This window comes from Cupriavidus sp. YR651, from assembly GCF_900101625.1.
GTDB lineage: Bacteria > Pseudomonadota > Gammaproteobacteria > Burkholderiales > Burkholderiaceae > Cupriavidus.
Genome location: NZ_FMYZ01000001.1, coordinates 507,809 through 526,550, shown reverse-complemented (window position 1 = coordinate 526,550; position 18,742 = coordinate 507,809). Strand labels below are relative to the sequence as shown.

The window sequence follows — 18,742 nt, the reverse complement described above, 5'->3', positions numbered from 1 at the left end:
ACGGCACTTTCATGGGAAGAGCCACCGCCTTTGTCGCCGATATATTACCAGTTTGACGGATTTCAAGACCCCCGCGAGGGACGCTTCCGGCAGGGCTGCGGCGTTGGTATCCATTGTGCCGCCAGGGCGCTGCCGGTGCTGAAGTTTGTGTTAATCGTGCCAAGAGTCTGGCTCAATTGACCAGTACTCATTTGGGTTATTGCGGAGCGGGATTTCCCTGAAAATGGCGGCGCGTGCATGATCTAGAATGCACTTTGCGAGGCGTCACATTTTTAGGGGCGACGGGCGCGCGTAGAATGACCAATGACGCGTACGCCTTTGCCCGCCCTTCGGATCGGCGAAGCATTGGCGGCGGGATACTGGCGGGACAGGTTGTCTCGCGATATGCCGCGACAGGCGCTGTTTCGTCACCCGTTTTCACCCAGCCGGGGCAACCACCAAGGCCATCGATCATGACTTCAGAATCCCGCAAGCCCATCCCGCCCGAAGACGAGCAGGCTCCGGATGTGGACCACCTGAGCGACGCGCTGGAGCATCTCAGCAGCGCGGTCGAGACCAACAGCATTGCCACCGGCGCTGCGCGGGGACTTGTTTACAGTGTGATGGAAACCCTCGGCACCCTGATAGGGGACCCCGACCTGCCGGAGCATGCCCGCTCCGGCTATGAGGGACTGCTGGAAACCGCGCGCGAACTGCGTGCCCGGCTCGACCGGGGGGATCACTGAGCCCGGCCATCCTGCCGAGGGCCCCGGGTTGCCCTCGGATCGCTGAGCATTCCTGTCGCCTTGCTGCGCCGCGTCGCGCAGCAAGGTCTAGCCTGACCTTGCGCGATGCGTCGCGCCACCCATGACCCGGCTTTCCTTTTCTCCCGGCCCCTCTTTCCTGGAGCAGGCCGCCACGGCGACGTGGTATTTCCTTGATCATTGCGGTCCGGCGGCAGCCGGCGCGCATGTGGTCGTGCCCACGGCCGCGCAGATTCCTGGCGTGCGCGCGGCGCTCGACGCCGCTGCGCGGGCCGCGGGCCAGCCACGGCTGCTGCCGCGCGTGCTGACGCTCGGCCACTGGCTGCTGGACCTGCCGCCCGATCTGGCCGCCGAGCCCACCCTCGTGCGTAGTCATGCGGCGCGTTTGCTGGCGGTGCAGCAGGCGATCCGCGCGCAGGACTGGCTGCGCCAGGCATTCGGTGCGCAGACAGAGGGCGCAGCGTGGGGCCTGGCGCAGACGCTGCTGTCCATCAGCGACGAGCTCAGCGCGCGTTGGCTCGAGGACGCGGCGATCCGTGATGACGATGACGTCGATGGCGATGACCGCGCCGCCTTGCTGCAAGGTGCGTTGCAGCGGACATACGCGCATCTGTCCGAGCGTTTCCTCGGACAGGAGGCGCAGATCGTGCTGGCGTTCTGGCAGATGCTGTCAGGCCCCGACGATCCGCTGCCGGCCCGCCGTCGTGCACTGCAACGACTCGCGCTGCAGGTGGCGGGGCCAGTGATCTGGATCGGCCCGACGCCACCGGAGCCGATCGAGGCCACGTTCCTGATGCAGGTCGGCGAACAAATGCCGACGCTGGAGATCGGTTACGACTGGTCGGGCGGAGCGCATGACGCTGATTCCGGGCCCGACTGGTACGGCACGTTGCTCGCGCTATGGACCGAAGCGCGTCGTGTGGATGCGGAGGTTGCCTCGGCAGAAGACGGCAGCGTGCCGCCGTCGACGCCCAATCCGGTGCCATCATTCACGCCATCGCTGCCGACCACGCTGCCGGAAAGCCGGCCGCGGATTCGCGTGATTGGCAGCGCGCGTTTCGAGGACGAGGCCGCGGCCGCGGCCGACCAACTGGTCCAGTGGCTCAACGAAGGCCGCCGCCACGTCGCGCTGGTCGCCCATGATCGCGTGGTGGCCCGCCGCGCGCGCGCCTTGCTGGCCCGTGCCGGTGCGCCGGTACGCGACGAAACCGGTTGGAAACTTTCCACGACGCGCGCCGCAGCCGCGCTCATGCGCTGGTTCGATGTGCTCGCTCGCGATGGCGACACGTCGGCCTTGCTGGATTTGCTGAAGAGTCCGTTCTGCCTGCCGGCCTTCGAAAATCGTGGCGCGGCCATCGCGCTGATGGAGCGCCAGATTCGCCGCGACGGCATCAGTGGCGGCTGGGCACGCCTGCGGCATCTGTTTGCCGAACGGGCCACCGCCGCGCGGGCCGATGCGGCGATGCAGGGCACGCCCGATGCCACGACCGATGCGGCAGCTGACACCGCGCAGCAGACGCGCGCCGCCGCACGCGCCCTGATTGCGATCCTCGCCGACGAGGCCTCCGCCTGGCCGCGCGGTGCTGCGCAAAAGCCGCTGACCGTCTGGCTGGAGCGCCTGGACGCCATGCTGGATGCGCTGGCCATGCGCACGGCGCTGGCCGGGGACGATGCCGGCCGACAGCTTCTCGATGCGCTGGCCCGGCTGGCCGATCTGCCTGGCGACGAGACGGGTGCGCACGCGACGCTCAGTCAGCAGGAGTTCCGCGCGATGCTGTCCGCGCTGCTGGAATCGGTCGCCTACAAGGAACCCTCCGCGCCCGATGCGTCGCGGATCACGATTCTGCCGCTGAACGGTGCGCGGATGCGCCGGTTCGACGGCGTGGTGGTGGTCGGCTGCGACGATGCGCAACTGCCGTCCAGCGCCGCCGAGCTGATGTTCTTCTCGAACCAGATGCGCCGCGAACTCGGGCTCGAAGACCGCGAGGCGCGTTTCGCCCAGCAGGCGCGCGATCTGGCCGAGGTGCTGCTGAACAATGACGATGTGGTCATGACGTGGCAGCGTTTTGGCGGCAGGGGGGAACCGCACCATGTGTCGGGCTGGATCGAGCGGCTGTCGGCTTGCTGCGCGCGCGCTGGCGCGCCGATCGAGGCCAATGCCGCGCCCGGCCTGCACGAGACGTTCGCGCGGCCCGGCTACATGCCCGCGCCCGCCGCGCCGGAGCGCGTGCCGGCTCGCTGGAGCGCGCAGGCGTACAACATGCTCCGTCGATGCCCGTATCAGTTCTTTGCGGGACGCATGCTCGGGCTTGCCGGGCTGGAGGCCGTCAACGACGACCTCGAGAAGCGCGACATCGGCAATCTGCTGCACCGCGTGCTGCTGCAATATCACGAGGAAATGCACGCGTCGGACGAGCGCGATGCCGAACGCCGGCTGGCGCGCCTGCGCGAGATTTCGGATGACGTCTTCGGCGCGTTGATGGCCGATGATGGCAATGCGATCGGCTACTACCGTCGCTGGTGCGAAGTGCTGCCCTCGTATGTCGCATGGCAGACCGCACGCGAGGCCGAGGGCTGGCACTGGCGCGGTGGCGAGATGGATGTCAGCGTGGATGTGGCGATGCCGGACGGCGTGCCACTGCGGCTCGCGGGCCGGATCGACCGGATCGACAAGGGGCCGGATGGCGCGCATGCCGTGCTCGACTACAAGACGCAGCCCGCCAGCCGCTTGCGGCGCAAGGCCGGCGACCCCGAGGAGGATTGCCAGCTGCCGTTCTACGGCCTGTTGCGCGCGGATGCCGTGGCCGGCAGCTGGGTCGCGCTCGAAGGCGTGAAGCTCGGCGGCAAGGACAGTTCGCCGGGCGCGCAACGTGAGGTAGATCTGCCCGAGTTCCAGGCCACCGTGACCTGGCTCGAGCGTCAGCTACGCAATGACGTTGGCCGCTTGCGCCAGGGGGCGAGGCTCCCGGCATTCGGTGATGCCGCCGCCTGTACTTATTGCGAAGCCCGCGGCCTGTGCCGCAAGGGCTTCTGGGAATCCACCGCCTTGCCCGATCTGCAGTCATGACCGAAGTTCACGCCTACCTCCGCGATGGCCAGCCCGTTGGCGAAGGTGATTTCACGCGCGCCGCCTGCGACCCCGGTCGATCCGTGGTGGTGGAAGCCTGCGCCGGCAGCGGCAAGACGTGGCTACTGGTGGCGCGGCTGGTGCGCCTGCTGCTGGCTGGTGCCGCGCCGCATGAAGTCCTTGCCATCACCTTCACGCGCAAGGCGGCCGAGGAGATGCGCGAACGCCTGCTGGAAGTGCTGTCCCAACTGGCCAGCGGCACCGATGAGGCCGTGCTGGCCCAGCTGGAGATGCGCGGCATGACGCCAGATGCGGCACGTGCCGCGCTGCCCCGTGCGCGCGGCCTGCACGCGCAGGTGCTGGCGTCGCCGGGCCGGATGGCCATCGACACTTTCCACGGTTGGTTCGGCACGCTGCTGCGCGGTGCGCCGTTGGCGTCGGGCATCGTGCCGGGTGCGTCGCTGCGCGAAGATGCGCTGCGCATGAAGCGCGAGGCGTGGGCCCCTTTCTGGCGCGCGCTGGCGCAACCGCAATACGCGGATTTGCGCGAATCCTATGAACAGCTCGTTGACGCCATCGGTGAATTCCAGGCACGCGGGCTGCTCGACCGGATGTTCCATGCCCGCAGCGAATGGTGGGCGATGCGCGAGGCTGGCAACCCGGCTGCCATGCTGGCCAGGGATCTTGGCGACGACGCGACGATCGACGTGCTCGTCGATGCGCTCTGTGACGACGACTGGCTCGAAGACTGCGCGCAGATGGCCAGGCTGCTGGGCGAGGGCGGCAAGACGGAGCAGGGGCATGCCGCGCGGCTGGTCGATGGCTTGATGGCGATCCAGTCCTGGCGCGAGGCCGGTCGTGAGCAGGGCGATCCCGCCACGCAGGCGTTCAGCCTGCTGCGCGCGGCATTCTTCACCGCAGCCGGCGAGCCACGCGCCATGCGCCGCACGACGGCGCTGGTCAAGGCAGCCGGCAGTGAAGCCGCCGTCGATACCCTGCTGGAGCGGCACGCCGGTCACTGTGCCCGACTGGACGAGATCGCCGCGCGCCGCTGCGAGGCCACCGTGCTGGCCGTCAACCTGGCGCTGTATCGTCTTGGCGACGCGCTGCTGGAACGCTACCAGCATTACAAGAGCGAGCAGCGCGCGATGGATTTCGCGGACCTCGAATGGCTGGCCGCCAGGCTGATGGCTGACGAGGAAACCGCCACCTATCTGCAGGTGCGGCTCGATGCGCGATATCGCCACCTGCTGCTTGACGAGTTCCAGGACACCAACCCGCTGCAATGGCGCATCCTGCAGGGCTGGCTGGCCGGCTATCAAGGCCTGGGCGGCAAGCCGACGGTGTTCCTGGTCGGCGATCCCAAACAGTCGATCTATCGCTTCCGCCGCGCGGACGCCCGCCTGTTCGGTGCCGCCAGCGAGATGCTGCAGGCGGATTTCGGCGCGACCGTGCTGCGCACCAACCGCACGCGCCGGAACCGGCCGGAGGTGCTCGACTGGGTCAACGCGGTGTTCGATCACGCGCGTGCCGAGGGCCGCTATTCGCTGTATGAAACGCAGACCACGGCCCTCAAGGAACCCGGTGGGCCGGTGTGGTTGCTGCCGCTCGTGGAGGAGCCAGCGGAAGCGGCGCGTGAGGACGCGCCGGAAGCCGATGGCCATCGCGACACGCTCACGCAGCCGCGCACCCATCAAGGCGATTCGCTGCGGCTGGAAGAAGGGCGGCGCGTGGCGGCGTGGCTGCGCTACATCCGCGACAACGTGCCGGTGCGCGAAGGCGATACCTCGCGGCGGGCGAGCTGGCGCGACATGCACCTGCTGGTTCGGCGCAAGACTCACCTGGCCGACTACGAACGGGCCCTGCGCGAAGCGGACATCCCGTGCCTGAGCCCCCGGCGCGGCGGATTGCTCACGACGCTGGAAGCCCTCGATATCTCGGCATTGCTGGCGTTCCTGATGACGCCGGAGTCGGATCTCGACCTGGCCCACGTGCTCAGGAGCCCGATTGTCGGGGCGACCGACGACGACCTGATCCTGCTGGCCGGCATGGACGGCGAGGGCGGATGGTGGGCGCGCATTGAGACCGTCGGTCTGCCCGCCAATGTCTCCGACGCGCTGCGCGGTGGCGTGGGGCGGCTGCGCGCATGGCTGGCGCTGGCACCGCATCGGCCCGTGCACGATCTGATCGACCAGATCTATCACCACGGCGAGGTGCGCCGCCGCTATGCGGAGGCGGCTCCGGCGGCCATCCGCGAACAGGTACTGGCGAATCTCGATGCGTTCCTGAAGCTGTCGCTCGATCTCGACGGTGGTCGCTATCCGAGCCTGCCGAAGTTCATCGATGAACTGCAGGAGATTCGCCGTGGCGACGAGGATGAAAGCCCCGACGAAGGCGGCATGGGCGAAGGCGTGGAAGACACGGAAGCCGAACCCGAGGACGACGGCGACAACCAGCTCGACGCGGTGCACATCCTGACCGTGCACGCGGCCAAGGGGCTGGAAGCGCCGTTCGTGGTGCTGCTCGACGCCAACCACAGCGACCCGGCGGCGGACCGGGGCGGGATCCTGGTGGACTGGCCGCCCACGGCGCATGTGCCGACGCATTTCTCGGCCTACGGCAAGCGCAGCGAACGCGGTCTGGCGCGCGCGCACTTGTTCGAGGCGGAGGCGGCGCTGGCGGACCGCGAAAACTGGAACCTGCTGTATGTGGCGATGACGCGCGCACAACAGGGGTTGCTGGTCAGCGGCGTGAAGGGACGCACCAGCAAGGCGGAGAAGGACAGCGCGCCGGCCGCGGAGATCGCGGGCAGCTGGTATGTGCGGCTGGCGGCGGCGGGCGTGGGCGACGAGTTGACGGCGTATCCGGAAGCCGATGTCTCGCCCGAGGCGGCCGCGCTGGCGCCGGCCAGCGAGCGCGTGCGCTACGCGGACTTCCGGCTGCGCTATCGGGACGCTGCGATGCTCGTCGACGACGAGGTGTCTGCGGGTGGGGAAGGTGACGTGCCGGAAGACGAAGGCGTTGTGTTCGACGCGACGGCGGCGGCGCACGGCGAGCTGGTCCACGCCTTGCTGGAGCGGGTCACACGCTATCCGGAGGCATTCGGCGTGGTGCCTGATGTGCCCACCGTCATGCGCTGGTTCCCGCTGGCGGGTGCCGGAGCTCCCCAGGCGCGTGAACGCTGGCAACAGCAGGCCGAAGCCGCGGTGGACGACGTGCGCGCGATGCTGTCGGCGCCGGCGCTGCGTCCACTGTTCTTCCCGGAGGCGGCGGCATCGGCGCGCAATGAGGTGGAGTTGTACGACGGACGCGGCCGGTTGCTGCGGATCGACCGGCTTGTGGAATTCGAGGACCGCGTCGTCATCATCGACTACAAGCTGCGGCTGTTGCCGCAGGAGCATGCGTCGTATGGCGCCCAGCTCGCGCGCTATGTGGCGGCGGTGGGGCCGATGTTCCCGGGCAAGCGGATCGAAGCCGGCGTGGCGACGGCGGCGGGCGAGTGGATCGACGCGGGCAGTCTGCGGGTGGCGCAACGGCCGATGTCGGGCATGCAGCAGGGCTCGCTATTCTGAACAGGGCGGGGCGCTGAGCGGCACCGGCAGGACCGGGTGTCGCGGACATCGCGCCTTGCTACGCGTGGTTGCCGATTTGGGCGCAGAATAGTCGCGTTCCGGGTGAGTGCCGGGAGAATCCCGCTGGGGTGCGCTGGGGCTGTGTGGCGAATCCGTCGACGATACCCGTCACGCCGCGCGATAGCGGCAATGCGTGCATTGTTCGGGGGGAACGCAGATGGGGTGAGGAAGGAATAAGGGGGACGAGCCTGACCCTCGGCACTGGCGGAAAACGGCTGTGGCTGCTTCGTTCCCGACCTGACCAGGTTGACCGCGCCACCATGCGAGGAGGCCCGTCCGACCGGCATTGTAACGCAACCCGGGAAGCCGTCACGAAATTAGTTGTAATGCGAGTGGTTAAGCGCGTTGTTTGGTGAATTGTTTGATCTCACGCAGGCTCGTCGCAAACCTGTGGCTGGCAGCATGGCGGGCTGCATTGGTTGCTCCGACCCGTGCCGGCGACTTGGCGCGTGCGATGCCAATGCCGAATCGTTCTCATCTTGATGAGCCAGGACATGAACGCAAACGACCAGATCATACGTGGCGCACTCGCGCCGCAAGACATTTCCACCGAAGTACTGCTTGAAAAATATGCGAAGGGCGAAGAGCGGACCGCCGCCGACGTGCGCCAGCGCGTGGCGCGCGCCCTCGCCGAGGCCGAACCCGTCGACAAGCGTGAGGCATGGGCCGCACGCTTCCTCTGGGCCCTGGAAAACGGCTTCGTGCCAGCCGGGCGGATCAACTCCGCCGCAGGCACCGGCATCCAGGCCACGCTGATCAATTGCTTCGTCCAGCCCGTGGGCGATTCGGTATCCGAATCGCGCGATGGCAAGCCGAGCATCTACACCGCCGTGGCCCAGGCCGCGGAGACCATGCGGCGCGGCGGCGGCGTCGGCTATGACTTCTCTTCGATCCGCCCCGGCGGGGCGCTGGTGCGTGCCACGCATTCCCGCGCATCGGGGCCGGTGTCCTTCATGAAGGTGTTCGATGCATCGTGCGCCACCGTGGAGTCCGCCGGCGCGCGGCGCGGCGCGCAGATGGGCGTGCTCCGCTGCGACCATCCGGACATCGAGAGCTTCATCCACGCCAAGGACCGGGGTGACCTGACCAACTTCAATATCTCGATCGGTGTCACGGACGCCTTCATGGAGGCCGTCGAAGCCGATGGCGAGATCGAACTGGTCCACGAGGCCGAGCCAGGCATGGACGTGATCGCGGCCGGTGCCTACCGCCGCGACGACGGCCAGTGGGTCTACCGGCGCGTGCCGGCACGCCGGCTCTGGGACCAGGTCATGCAGGCGACGTACGACCATGCCGAGCCCGGCATCCTGTTCCTCTCCCGGATCAATGCCGACAACAATCTCTACTACTGCGAGCGGATCGAAGCCACCAATCCGTGCGCGGAACAACCGCTGCCATCGTACGGTTGCTGCTGCCTGGGGTCGATCAACCTGACGGGCTTCGTGCGCCAGCCGTTCACGGCGCAGGCGAGCTTCGACTTCGAGGCGTTTGCCGAAGTGGTGCGAGTGTCCACGCGCATGCTCGACAATGTCCTCGACGTTACCTTCTGGCCGCTGCCCGAACAGGCGGCCGAGGCCGCGGCCAAGCGTCGCATTGGCCTGGGCTTCCTGGGCCTGGGCAGCGCACTGGTAATGCTGGGCCTGCGCTACGACACCGACGCGGCGCGCGAGCTGGCCGGCCGGATCGCCGAGACCATGCGCGACCATGCCTATCTGGCGTCGACCGAACTCGCCGACGAAAAGGGCAAGTTCCCGCTGTTCGATGCCGATGCCTACCTCCGTGGCGGTTTTGTCGCCCGCCTGCCGGAGTCCGTGCGGGATGTGATCCGCGAACACGGCATGCGCAATTCACACCTGTTATCGATCGCCCCCACCGGCACCATCACGCTGGCGTTTGCTGACAACGCCTCCAACGGCATCGAGCCGGCGTTCTCGTGGACCTACAGCCGGCGCAAGCGGATGCCGGACGACAGCTACAAGATGTTCGAGGTGGCCGACTACGCGTGGCGGCTGCATCGTCACATGGGGGCCGACATGGAGCGGCTGCCGGAGAGTTTCGTCACGGCGCTGCAAATGTCCGCGCTTGACCATATGCGCATGCTGGAGGCCGTGCAGCCGTACATCGACACCAGCATCAGCAAGACGGTGAACGTGCCGGAGGACTATCCGTACGAGGCCTTCCGCAATCTGTACCTGGAAGCCTGGAAGGCGGGCCTGAAGGGGCTGGCGACCTACCGGCCCAACAGCGTGCTGGGCGCGGTGCTGTCCGTCACGCCACCCGCAGCCAGCCCGGGCACGCCGTCCACCGCGGCGGTCGCGGCACCCGCCGACGACGATCCGCTCACCCATCCGTTTGGCAGCCGGCCATTGGGCGACCTCGAGGGCGTGACCTCCAAGGTCGAGTACCTGACGTACGAGGGCCACAAGACCGTCTACCTGACCGTCAACTTCATGCGGGTATCCGGGCTGGTCAACGGGCAGGCCGTCACCATTGAACGGCCGCTCGAGTTCTTCATGCCCGCCGGCCAGCGCAGCGAGGGCCAGCAGTGGATCACGTCGACGATGCGGCTGCTGTCGATGGTGGCGCGCTCCGGCGGCCCGGTGGCCAAGGCGCTGGCGGATATGCGCAATGTCGTCTGGGACAAGGGCACCGTCCGCTATGGCTCGCTGGTGCGCCAGGACGGCACCGAGGTTCCGCGCTTCCACGATTCGGAGGTCGCCGCCATCAGCTACGCCATCCAGCGGATCCTGATCAAGCGCGGCTTCCTGGACGAAGAGGGCAGCCAGGTGCCGCTGACCGCGCTGGCCGCGCGTCTGGCCCGGCGCGATGGCGGCGAGACGGCAATCGGCCTGGCTGACCTGCCGGCGCGCGCCTCGCCGCCAACGGTCAACCTCGGCGTGGGGACTGGCAAGCCTTGTCCCGAGTGTGGCGCCCACGCCTTGCACAAGGTCGATGGCTGCGCCAAATGCGCCAATTGCGGCTACGTGGGCGAATGCGGCTAGCGGCCGGGCCGCTTGTCAAGGGGTGCCGGCGGCCGGGGCCGGGGCCCGGCGGCTCATGCAGCCTTGCCGCAACAGCCGCCGGCGCCTGTCCGGTGGCGGGGGCGGCGAAAACGGCGCGGATGCCCGATCCGGCCTTCGCCTTTTGCTACAATCGCCGCCATGAGTTATCAAGTTCTAGCGCGCAAATGGCGCCCCAGGGATTTCACCACGCTGGTCGGCCAGGAGCACGTGGTCCGCGCGCTCACGCACGCGCTGGAACAGCAACGGCTGCACCACGCCTACCTGTTCACCGGCACGCGCGGCGTCGGCAAGACCACGCTTTCCCGGATCCTGGCCAAGGCCCTCAACTGCACCGGCCCTGACGGCAACGGCGGCATCACCGCCCAGCCGTGCGGCCAGTGCAAGGCCTGCATGGAGATCGACAGCGGGCGCTTTGTCGATTACATCGAGATGGACGCGGCGTCCAACCGCGGCGTCGACGAGATGGCGCAACTGCTGGACAAGGCCGTCTACGCCCCGACGGTCGGGCGCTTCAAGGTCTACATGATCGACGAAGTGCACATGCTGACCAACCACGCCTTCAACGCCATGTTGAAGACGCTGGAGGAGCCGCCCGGGCACGTCAAGTTCATCCTGGCCACGACCGATCCCCAGAAGATCCCGGTCACGGTGCTGTCACGCTGCCTGCAGTTCAACCTCAAGCAGATGCCGCCGGGGCATATCGTTTCCCATCTGGACAACATCCTCGGGCAGGAAGGCATCAGCCATGACGGCAGCGCGCTGCGCCTGCTGGCCCAGGCCGCGCATGGTTCGATGCGCGATGCGCTGTCGCTGACCGACCAGGCCATCGCCTACAGCGCCGGGCAGGTGTCCGAGGACGCCGTGCGCGGCATGCTGGGTGCTATCGACCAGAGCTACCTCGTGCAACTGCTGGACGCGCTGGCTGCCGAAGATGGCGCCAGCATGCTCGGTATCGCCGATGCCATGGCTGACCGCAGCCTGTCGTTTGCCGGCGCGCTGCAGGACCTTGGCTCGCTGCTGCACAAGATCGCGCTGGCGCAAGCCGTGCCGGCGTCGGTGCAGGACGAATGGCCCGAGGCTGACGAGGTGCGTCGCCTGGCGGGCACCTTCGACGCGCAGGAAGTCCAGCTGTTCTACCAGATCGCCAACCTCGGCCGCAGCGAGCTGGCGCTCGCGCCGGACGAGTACGCCGGCTTTACGATGACGTTGCTGCGCATGCTGGCCTTCCGACCGTCGGCCAGCCCGGCGCCCGTGAGCGGGCAGGGCGGTGGCGGCCAGCAGGTCCAGCGGACGCGTCCGGCCGCTGCGCCGTCCGCGCCGCCGTCGCGCATGGCCGCGGCACCGACGGCAACCGCGCCCGCGTCGGCTCCTGTGTCGGCGGCAGCCGCACCGGCGCCTGTGAAACCCGTCGTCGCGGCGCCGGCTCAGGCCGTCCGACCGGAATCCATTGCGCCCGTCGCACGTGCCGTCGAGCCAATCGAACCGGCTGAGCCGGTTGAGTCGCCGGTATCGGCGTCAGCCCCGGCGGCCCCGGTAGCTTCGGCACCCGCATCGCAGCCCAACCCGGCATCCGCATCCGCTTCCGCCTCCGAATCGACGTCGGTCGCGCCGGCGCCGGCCGTGGGCAACGAATCAATGTCTCCGGCCCGTGCCGCGCTGGCTGCAGCACGACAAGCCTCCGCGGGGCGTGGTGGTGCCGGCCGTCCGATGAGCCCACCGCTCGCCGGCGCATCGGCTGCGGCCGCCGCGGCGAGCGCGCGGCCCGCCGCCCAGCCGCTGCGCCCGCCTTCGGCCACGCGCCCGGCCACGACCGCGAGCCCGGTGCCGGCGTCGTCCCAGCCTGCTGCGAAGCCCGCGATGCAGGCGCCATCCCAGCGTCCCTCCCTGGCACCATCGCCAGCCAGCCAGCCGACCCAGCCGGAGCCGGCCGCGCGTGCGCGCCAGCCGGAAGCCAAGGCGGCGGCCCCATGGGAAGCCGCTGGTGGCAGCGACGTGCCGCCGTGGGAAGAGCTGCCGCCGGACTTGCCGGTCATCGGCCCGTATGACAGCGATCCCGGCTACGACCCGAGCTTCGGTGGCTTCGACAACGGCTTTGAGCCGGAGTCCGCAAGCTTCGACCGTGCCCCGCGCGCGAATCGGCGTGCCGCGCCGTCGCAACCGGCGCGTCAGGCGGAGCCCATCCCCGCCGTGGCCGCAGTGCCCTCCGTGCCTTTGGCGCCCGCCGTGCCGCCCGTGGCACCGAGCGCGGCCGATGATGGCACGCCGCCCGTATTTACCGACGACTGGCCCACGCTGGCCGCCGGCCTGCCGCTGAAGGGGCTGGCCCAGCAGCTGGCGTTCCAGAGCGAGCTGCACCGCGTGGTCGGCCGCACGCTGCACTTGCGCGTGCCGGTAGCGGCCATTGCCGAAAACGCTGTCGCCGAACGGCTGCAGGCGGCGCTGACCGAGAAATTCGGCGCCGAGGTCCGCGTGCAATGCGAGGTCGGCGCGGTCACGCACACCGCTGCGGCCGTCGATGCCGCGGCGCGCGCCGAACGCCAGCGCGAGGCGGAAGCGACGATCGACGGCGACCCGTTTGTGCAAGGCTTGCTGCGCGAGTTTGGCGGGCAGATCGTTCCCGGATCCATCCAGCCCCGCGCGGCCTGAATTCCAGAGGTGGCCCGCCCCCCGGGCCACCCGCACCCATCCACACGTATCCAGGAGTATTCCCATGATGAAAGGTCAATTGGCCGGGCTGATGAAGCAAGCCCAGCAGATGCAGGAAAACATGAAGAAGATGCAGGAGCAACTGGCACAGATCGAGGTCGAGGGCCAGTCCGGCGCCGGTCTCGTGAAGGTGCTCATGACCTGCAAGAACGACGTCAAGCGCGTCACCATCGACCCCAGCCTGTTGGCTGATGACAAGGACCTGCTGGAAGACCTGGTCGCCGCCGCGTTCAACGACGCCGTGCGCAAGGCCGAGGCCACCACGCAGGAAAAGATGGGCTCGATGACGTCCGGCCTGCCGCTGCCCCCGGGCTTCAAGCTGCCGTTCTGATTGCCGTTCCGATGACGCATCGATCCGAGGCGGTGATCCGATGAAAGCGGCGCCGCCCACCTCGCTGCAGGCGCTGATCGAGGCGCTCAAGGTGCTGCCCGGCGTGGGGCCGAAGTCCGCTCAGCGCATGGCCTATCACCTGCTGCAGCACGACCGCGACGGCGCACGCAAGCTGGGCGATGCGCTGCGCGGTGCCGCCGATGGCATTCGCCATTGCGTGCGCTGCAACACCTTCACCGAGCAGGAGATTTGCGAGACGTGCCGCGACACCGGGCGCGACGCCTCGCTGCTCTGCGTGGTGGAAACGCCGGCTGACCAGGTCATGATCGAGCAGACCCTGACCTATCGCGGCCAATACTTCGTGCTGATGGGGCGGCTGTCGCCGCTGGATGGCATTGGCCCGAAGGAGATTCACCTCGACCGCCTGCTGGCACGCGCCACCGATCCCGAACTGGGCGGCCCGGTCAGCGAAGTCATCGTCGCCACCAACTTCACCAGCGAAGGCGAGGCCACCGCGCACTACGTCGGCGAAATGCTGAAGGCGCGCGGACTCAAGGTCTCGCGTCTCGCGCGTGGTGTGCCGGTGGGTGGCGAACTCGAATACGTCGATGCGGGCACCATCGCCCGCGCCGTGATGGACCGCCGAAGCCTGTAACGATGAATCTGGCGCGCTTCGATCTCGTTACGCTGGGGCTGTTTGTCGCCGTGGCCCGGCAGGGCAGCATCTCGGCCGGGGCGCGCCAGTCGCACCTGGCCGTGGCGGCTGCCAGCAAACGGATCTCCGATCTGGAGACCGCCGTCGGCGCACCGCTGTTTTTCCGGCATGCGTCCGGCGTGCAGCTGACCGAGGCAGGGCAGGCGTGCTTTCATCATGCGCTGACGATCCTCCAGGACGTGGAGCGCATGGCGGGCGTGATGTCGGACTATGCGTCCGGCGTGCGCGGCCAGGTGCGCGTCTGCGCCAATACCTCGGCCATCACCCAATTCCTGCCCGACGACCTGGCGGAATTCATGCGCCAGCATCCGACCATCCGCATCGAGCTCGAAGAGCAGAACAGCAGCGACATCGTCGCCGCGCTGGTCGAGAATCGCGCCGATGTGGGCATCTTTGCCGACCGCACGCCGTGCGCCGGCCTGGTGACCGTCGAATACCGGCAGGATGAGCTGGTCATCATCACGCCGCCGGGGCATCCGCTGTCACAGCATGGGCCGGTGCGCTACGCCGATACGCTGGAATACGACTTCGTCAGCCTGCCGCAGGTGACATCGCTGGCGGCACGGCTACTCGAGGAAAGCAGCCGGCTGGAACGCCAGTTCCGCCTGCGCATCCAGGTGCGCAGCTTCGACGCCATGTGCCGCATGGTGATGGCCGGGCTGGGCGTGGGCGTGTTGCCGCGCATCGCCGCCGAGCCGCACGTCAAGTCGATGGGTCTCTCGCTGGTGTCATTGCAGGATGCCTGGGCGCGCCGCACGCTGCTGATCGGCATGCGAGATCCGGCCGGCCTGACCGTGTCCGCGCGGCTGCTCATCACCCATCTCTGCGGCGACCGCGCGCCGTTCTAAGAGGTCGCTTCGGAAAGCTCCTGGCGTCGATTGGCGGGCTTGCCGTACCGGTGGCACTATCTGCGGCCGCCCGTCTGATCGGGACCGCCGCGCTTCGTTTGAAACGGTCTCCGCCTCCAGGCCCCTTTTCCCTCCGTTCTCCGTCCTGAGCAGCGTCTCCGGGTTTTCCCGCAGATGAGGCCACCCCTTCGCGTTCCGAGATAGCCCGCTTGCCGGAATGCCGATTCCGCCGCTGTATCACGCTGGTGCACACTCCGTGAAAACACAGGTAGGTCCGCACCGACGACGCGTCGCGATGCAGGCGCCGCCGCGGATGGTCAGCTACGGAGACACCTCAAAGATGGCGCAACAGATTCTCGATGGCATTCGGGTCCTGGAACTGGGACAACTGATTGCCGGCCCCTTTGCAGCCAAGACCCTCGCCGATTTCGGCGCCCATGTGGTCAAGGTCGAGCCGCCCGGTCAGGGCGACCCCCTGCGCAAATGGCGCATGCTGCATGAAGACACGTCGGTCTGGTGGGAAGCCCAGTCGCGCAACAAGCAGTCGATCGCGATCGACTTGCGTCAGGCGGAAGGCCAGGCGCTGGTGCGCAAGCTGGCCAGCGAGGCCGACGTGCTGATTGAGAACTTCCGCCCCGGAACGATGGAGAAGTGGGGGCTTGGCTGGGATGTGCTGCACGCGGCCAACCCGAAGCTGATCATGGTCCGCGTGTCGGGCTACGGCCAGACCGGTCCTCGCAAGGACGAGCCCGGCTTTGCCGCCGTGGCCGAGGCGATGAGCGGCCTGCGCCACCTGACCGGGGAGCCCGGCCGCCCGCCGGTGCGCGCCGGCTTGTCGCTCGGCGACACCATCGCCGGCCTGCACGGTGCGCTGGGCGTGCTGCTGGCCCTGTACGAGCGCGATGCGCGTGGCGGGGAAGGGCAGGTCATCGACGTGGCGCTGTATGAGTCGCTGTTCAACCTCAGCGAAAGCCTGCTGCCCGAATACTCGGCCTTCGGCGCCGTGCGCCAGCCGGCTGGCGGCGCGCTGCCGGGGATCGCCCCGTCCAACGCCTATCCCTGCGGTTGTGGCGACTACGTGCTGATCGCCGCCAATGGCGATGCGATTTTCCGCCGCCTGATGGCCGCGTTGGGACGCAGCGACCTGGGCGAGGATCCGGCGCTGGCCCGTAACGATGGCCGGGTCAAGCGCGTGGATGAGATCGACGCGGCGATCGCCGCCTGGACGAAGACGCAAACCGTGGAGTCGGCGCTCGCCGTGCTGCGCGAAGCCGACGTGCCGTCGGGCCGCATCTATACCGTCAAGGACATCGCCGAGGACCCGCACTACCGGGCACGCGGCGTCATCGAGACCGTGACGTCGGCCAAGGGTTTGAGCGTGGAAGTGCCGGGCATCATCCCGAAGCTCTCCACCAATCCTGGTGCCATCCATGACCGCGCGCCCACGCTGGGCGAGCACACCGATACCGTGCTGGCGGATGCCGGCTTCGACGCGGCGGCGATTGCCGACCTGCGTGCCCGTGGAGTCATCGCATGAGTGTTCAATCCTATTCGCTGGCCGGCCCGGCAAAGATCGAGATCAACGAAGTCGCGCCGCGCGACGGGCTGCAGATCGAACCCGTGGTGGTGCCCACCGAAGGCAAGGTCGCGTTCGTCAATGCGCTGGCGCACTGCGGCTTTGCCCGTATCGAGGCGACTTCATTTACGTCGGCGCGCGCCATTCCCGCATTGGCCGACGCCGAGGCCGTGATGCACCAGATCGAGCGCGTGCCCGGCGTGCGCTATACGGTGCTGGTGCCGAACCTGCGCGGCCTGGAGCGCGCGCTGTCGTGCCATCCAGATGAAGTCAACCTGGTGATGTCGTCCAGCGAGACGCACAACCGCGCCAATCTGCGCATGACGCGCGAGCAGTCGCAGGCGCAGTTGCTGGCGATGATCGACGAAGCCGGCAAGGCCGGCGTACCGGTGAACGTGTCGCTGTCGACGGTCTTCGGCTGCCCGTTCGAAGGCGAGGTGAGCGAGGCCGACGTGATGGCGCTGGCGAAGCGCTTTGCGGACGCCGGCGCGGCGGGCATCACGCTGTGCGATACCACCGGCATGGCGTACCCGAACCAGGTGGCCGCGCTGTGCGAGACCTTCCAGCGCGCGCTGCCGCAGACGGGCCTGACCATCCATCTCCACAACACGCGCGGCATGGGCCTGGCCAACGCCATGGCGGCATGGCAGACCGGCGTGACGCGCTTCGACGCCGCCGCCGGTGGGCTGGGCGGCTGCCCGTACGCCCCCGGCGCGAGCGGTAACGTGAGCACCGAGGAACTCGTCCACATGTTCGCGTCGATGGGCGTGGACACCGGCGTGGACCTGAAGGGCTTGCTCGACGTCGTTGGCGGCCTGCCGGCACTGGTCGAGCGCGAGATTTCCAGCCAGTTGCTGCGCGCCGGCCCGCGCCTGCGTACACACCAGCCACCCGGCTGGATGGCCGAGCACTTTGCGGGGCATTGACCTGCCGCCGCGCCAACGATTCTCTATAAAACAATCGGAGACAAGCATGACCCACAAGATCCTCAGCGCCAGCGCGATGCTGGCCGCCGCCGGCATGGTGCTGGCACCCGTCGCCCACGCCCAGGACGGCTCCTATCCGAATCGGCCGGTCATGCTGGTGGTTTCCGCCGCCGCCGGCGGCACGACCGACCTGGCGGCGCGCATGATTTCCGAGCCGCTGTCCAAGGCGCTCGGCCAGTCCGTGGTGGTGGACAACCGCCCGGGCGGCAACGGCACCATTGCCGCGCAGGTCGTCCAGCGCGCCAAGCCAGACGGCTACACGCTGATGGTCCAGTACTCGGGCTACCACGTCATCACGCCGTTGCTGACCAAGGTGTCGTGGGATCCGGTGAAGGACTTCGCGCCCGTGGCCAACATCCTGTCGGCGCCGCAGGTGCTGGTGGTGCGACCGACGCTGCCGGTGAAATCGCTCAAGGAACTGGTGGCGTACGCCAAGGCCAATCCGAACAAGCTGAACTACGCCTCGTCGGGCAACGGGTCCCTGCAGCACGTCTCGACCGAACTGCTCAACCAGATGGCCGGCATCCAGATCACGCACGTGCCATACAAGGGCACCGGCCCGGCCATGACCGACCTGCTGGGCGGCAATGTGGACCTGACCATCACCACGCCGCCCCCGCTGATGGGCCATATCGCCGCTGGCAAGCTGCGTCCGCTGGTGGTGACCAGCAAGACGCGCCTGCCGAGCCTGAAGGACGTGCCGAGCGCGCCGGAAGCCGGCTACCCTGACCTGGACGTATCGTCGTGGTTCGCCATGTACGCGCCGGCCGGCACGCCCAAGCCCATCATCGACAAGCTGACCGCCGAGATCGAAAAGATCATGAAGTCCGAAGCCTTCCGCAAGAAGGCCGAGGAACTGGGCGCCGAGGCCCGCTACATGAATCCGCAGCAGCTCGACCAATACCAGCGCACCGAGCTGGTCCGCTGGGGCAAGGTCATCAAATCGGCAGACATCCACGCCGAGTAAGCGCGCGCGGCGGGCGATATCGCCGCAGACATTGGCAAGCTGTTCGAAAGGGTGGGCGCGTAAGCTGTGCGCCGCTGCGATTATCCGCATCAGAGGCTAGGTGTTCCTCCCGATGCGGACCCGGCATGCGTCCGGTAGCATCGCAATT

The 18,742-nt window shown here is 68.1% G+C and carries 11 protein-coding genes and 1 other RNA gene; 11 read left to right on the top strand and 1 reads right to left on the bottom strand.

The genetic code is table 11. The features are described from left to right. Positions 1 to 452 precede the first annotated feature (452 nt). From BLR29_RS02275 to BLR29_RS02265, 3 genes are all read left to right on the top strand, one after another. Positions 453 to 725: a hypothetical protein gene (locus BLR29_RS02275; protein ID WP_092134309.1), complete on the top strand. Its 273-nt coding sequence runs from the start codon at positions 453 to 455 to the stop codon at positions 723 to 725. A gap of 121 nt (positions 726 to 846) precedes the next feature. Continuing rightward, positions 847 to 3,810: a PD-(D/E)XK nuclease family protein gene (locus BLR29_RS02270; protein ID WP_092134307.1), complete on the top strand. Its 2,964-nt coding sequence runs from the start codon at positions 847 to 849 to the stop codon at positions 3,808 to 3,810. Continuing rightward, the gene (locus BLR29_RS02265) at positions 3,807 to 7,382 is read left to right on the top strand and encodes a UvrD-helicase domain-containing protein (RefSeq protein ID WP_092134305.1); all 3,576 of its coding nucleotides are present in this window, start codon (positions 3,807 to 3,809) and stop codon (positions 7,380 to 7,382) included. The genes BLR29_RS02270 and BLR29_RS02265 overlap by 4 nt, the downstream gene beginning before the upstream one ends. Before the next feature lie 238 nt (positions 7,383 to 7,620). Here BLR29_RS02265 and ffs read toward each other — a convergent pair. Continuing rightward, an RNA gene (ffs, locus tag BLR29_RS02260) (signal recognition particle sRNA small type) lies at positions 7,621 to 7,719 on the bottom strand. Positions 7,720 to 7,936: 217 nt separating this feature from the next. Between ffs and BLR29_RS02255 the strand changes: the two genes are divergently transcribed. The 8 genes from BLR29_RS02255 (at position 7,937) to BLR29_RS02220 (ending at position 18,594) form a co-directional block, all read left to right on the top strand. After that, complete coding sequence (locus BLR29_RS02255) at positions 7,937 to 10,444, top strand: adenosylcobalamin-dependent ribonucleoside-diphosphate reductase (protein ID WP_092134304.1); 2,508 nt, start codon at positions 7,937 to 7,939, stop codon at positions 10,442 to 10,444. A 159-nt stretch (positions 10,445 to 10,603) separates the two neighbouring features. Further along, a complete protein-coding gene (locus BLR29_RS02250) occupies positions 10,604 to 13,111 on the top strand; it encodes a DNA polymerase III subunit gamma/tau (protein ID WP_092134302.1) in 2,508 nt (835 codons plus the stop codon). A gap of 64 nt (positions 13,112 to 13,175) precedes the next feature. Further along, on the top strand, positions 13,176 to 13,502 hold the full coding sequence (locus BLR29_RS02245) for a YbaB/EbfC family nucleoid-associated protein (protein WP_092134301.1): 327 nt from the start codon (positions 13,176 to 13,178) through the stop codon (positions 13,500 to 13,502). Between the two features lie 40 nt (positions 13,503 to 13,542). Next, positions 13,543 to 14,157, top strand: a complete 615-nt coding sequence (recR, locus tag BLR29_RS02240; RefSeq protein WP_092134299.1) for a recombination mediator RecR — start codon at positions 13,543 to 13,545, stop codon at positions 14,155 to 14,157. 2 nt (positions 14,158 to 14,159) lie between these two features. Beyond that, positions 14,160 to 15,065 carry a LysR family transcriptional regulator gene (locus tag BLR29_RS02235; RefSeq protein ID WP_092134297.1) on the top strand — a complete coding sequence of 302 codons (906 nt, stop codon included), beginning with the start codon at positions 14,160 to 14,162 and terminating at the stop codon, positions 15,063 to 15,065. A 340-nt stretch (positions 15,066 to 15,405) separates the two neighbouring features. Continuing rightward, positions 15,406 to 16,602, top strand: a complete 1,197-nt coding sequence (locus BLR29_RS02230; RefSeq protein WP_176860859.1) for a CaiB/BaiF CoA transferase family protein — start codon at positions 15,406 to 15,408, stop codon at positions 16,600 to 16,602. Then, a complete protein-coding gene (locus BLR29_RS02225) occupies positions 16,599 to 17,567 on the top strand; it encodes a hydroxymethylglutaryl-CoA lyase (RefSeq protein ID WP_092134294.1) in 969 nt (322 codons plus the stop codon). The genes BLR29_RS02230 and BLR29_RS02225 overlap by 4 nt, the downstream gene beginning before the upstream one ends. Positions 17,568 to 17,613: 46 nt before the next feature. Continuing rightward, the gene (locus tag BLR29_RS02220) at positions 17,614 to 18,594 is read left to right on the top strand and encodes a Bug family tripartite tricarboxylate transporter substrate binding protein (protein WP_092134293.1); all 981 of its coding nucleotides are present in this window, start codon (positions 17,614 to 17,616) and stop codon (positions 18,592 to 18,594) included. The last annotated feature ends 148 nt before the right edge of the window (positions 18,595 to 18,742 follow it).

Excerpts from the sequence above, each read along its gene's own strand:
- BLR29_RS02245 (WP_092134301.1), top strand. The coding sequence starts at position 13,176 with ATGATGAAAGGTCAATTGGCCGGGCTGATGAAGCAAGCCCAGCAGATG.
- BLR29_RS02225 (WP_092134294.1), top strand. The coding sequence starts at position 16,599 with ATGAGTGTTCAATCCTATTCGCTGGCCGGCCCGGCAAAGATCGAGATC.
- BLR29_RS02255 (WP_092134304.1), top strand. The coding sequence starts at position 7,937 with ATGAACGCAAACGACCAGATCATACGTGGCGCACTCGCGCCGCAAGAC.
- BLR29_RS02220 (WP_092134293.1), top strand. The coding sequence starts at position 17,614 with ATGACCCACAAGATCCTCAGCGCCAGCGCGATGCTGGCCGCCGCCGGC.
- recR (WP_092134299.1), top strand. The coding sequence starts at position 13,543 with ATGAAAGCGGCGCCGCCCACCTCGCTGCAGGCGCTGATCGAGGCGCTC.
- BLR29_RS02250 (WP_092134302.1), top strand. The coding sequence starts at position 10,604 with ATGAGTTATCAAGTTCTAGCGCGCAAATGGCGCCCCAGGGATTTCACC.
- BLR29_RS02235 (WP_092134297.1), top strand. The coding sequence starts at position 14,160 with ATGAATCTGGCGCGCTTCGATCTCGTTACGCTGGGGCTGTTTGTCGCC.
- BLR29_RS02270 (WP_092134307.1), top strand. The coding sequence starts at position 847 with ATGACCCGGCTTTCCTTTTCTCCCGGCCCCTCTTTCCTGGAGCAGGCC.
- BLR29_RS02275 (WP_092134309.1), top strand. The coding sequence starts at position 453 with ATGACTTCAGAATCCCGCAAGCCCATCCCGCCCGAAGACGAGCAGGCT.
- BLR29_RS02265 (WP_092134305.1), top strand. The coding sequence starts at position 3,807 with ATGACCGAAGTTCACGCCTACCTCCGCGATGGCCAGCCCGTTGGCGAA.
- BLR29_RS02230 (WP_176860859.1), top strand. The coding sequence starts at position 15,406 with ATGGCGCAACAGATTCTCGATGGCATTCGGGTCCTGGAACTGGGACAA.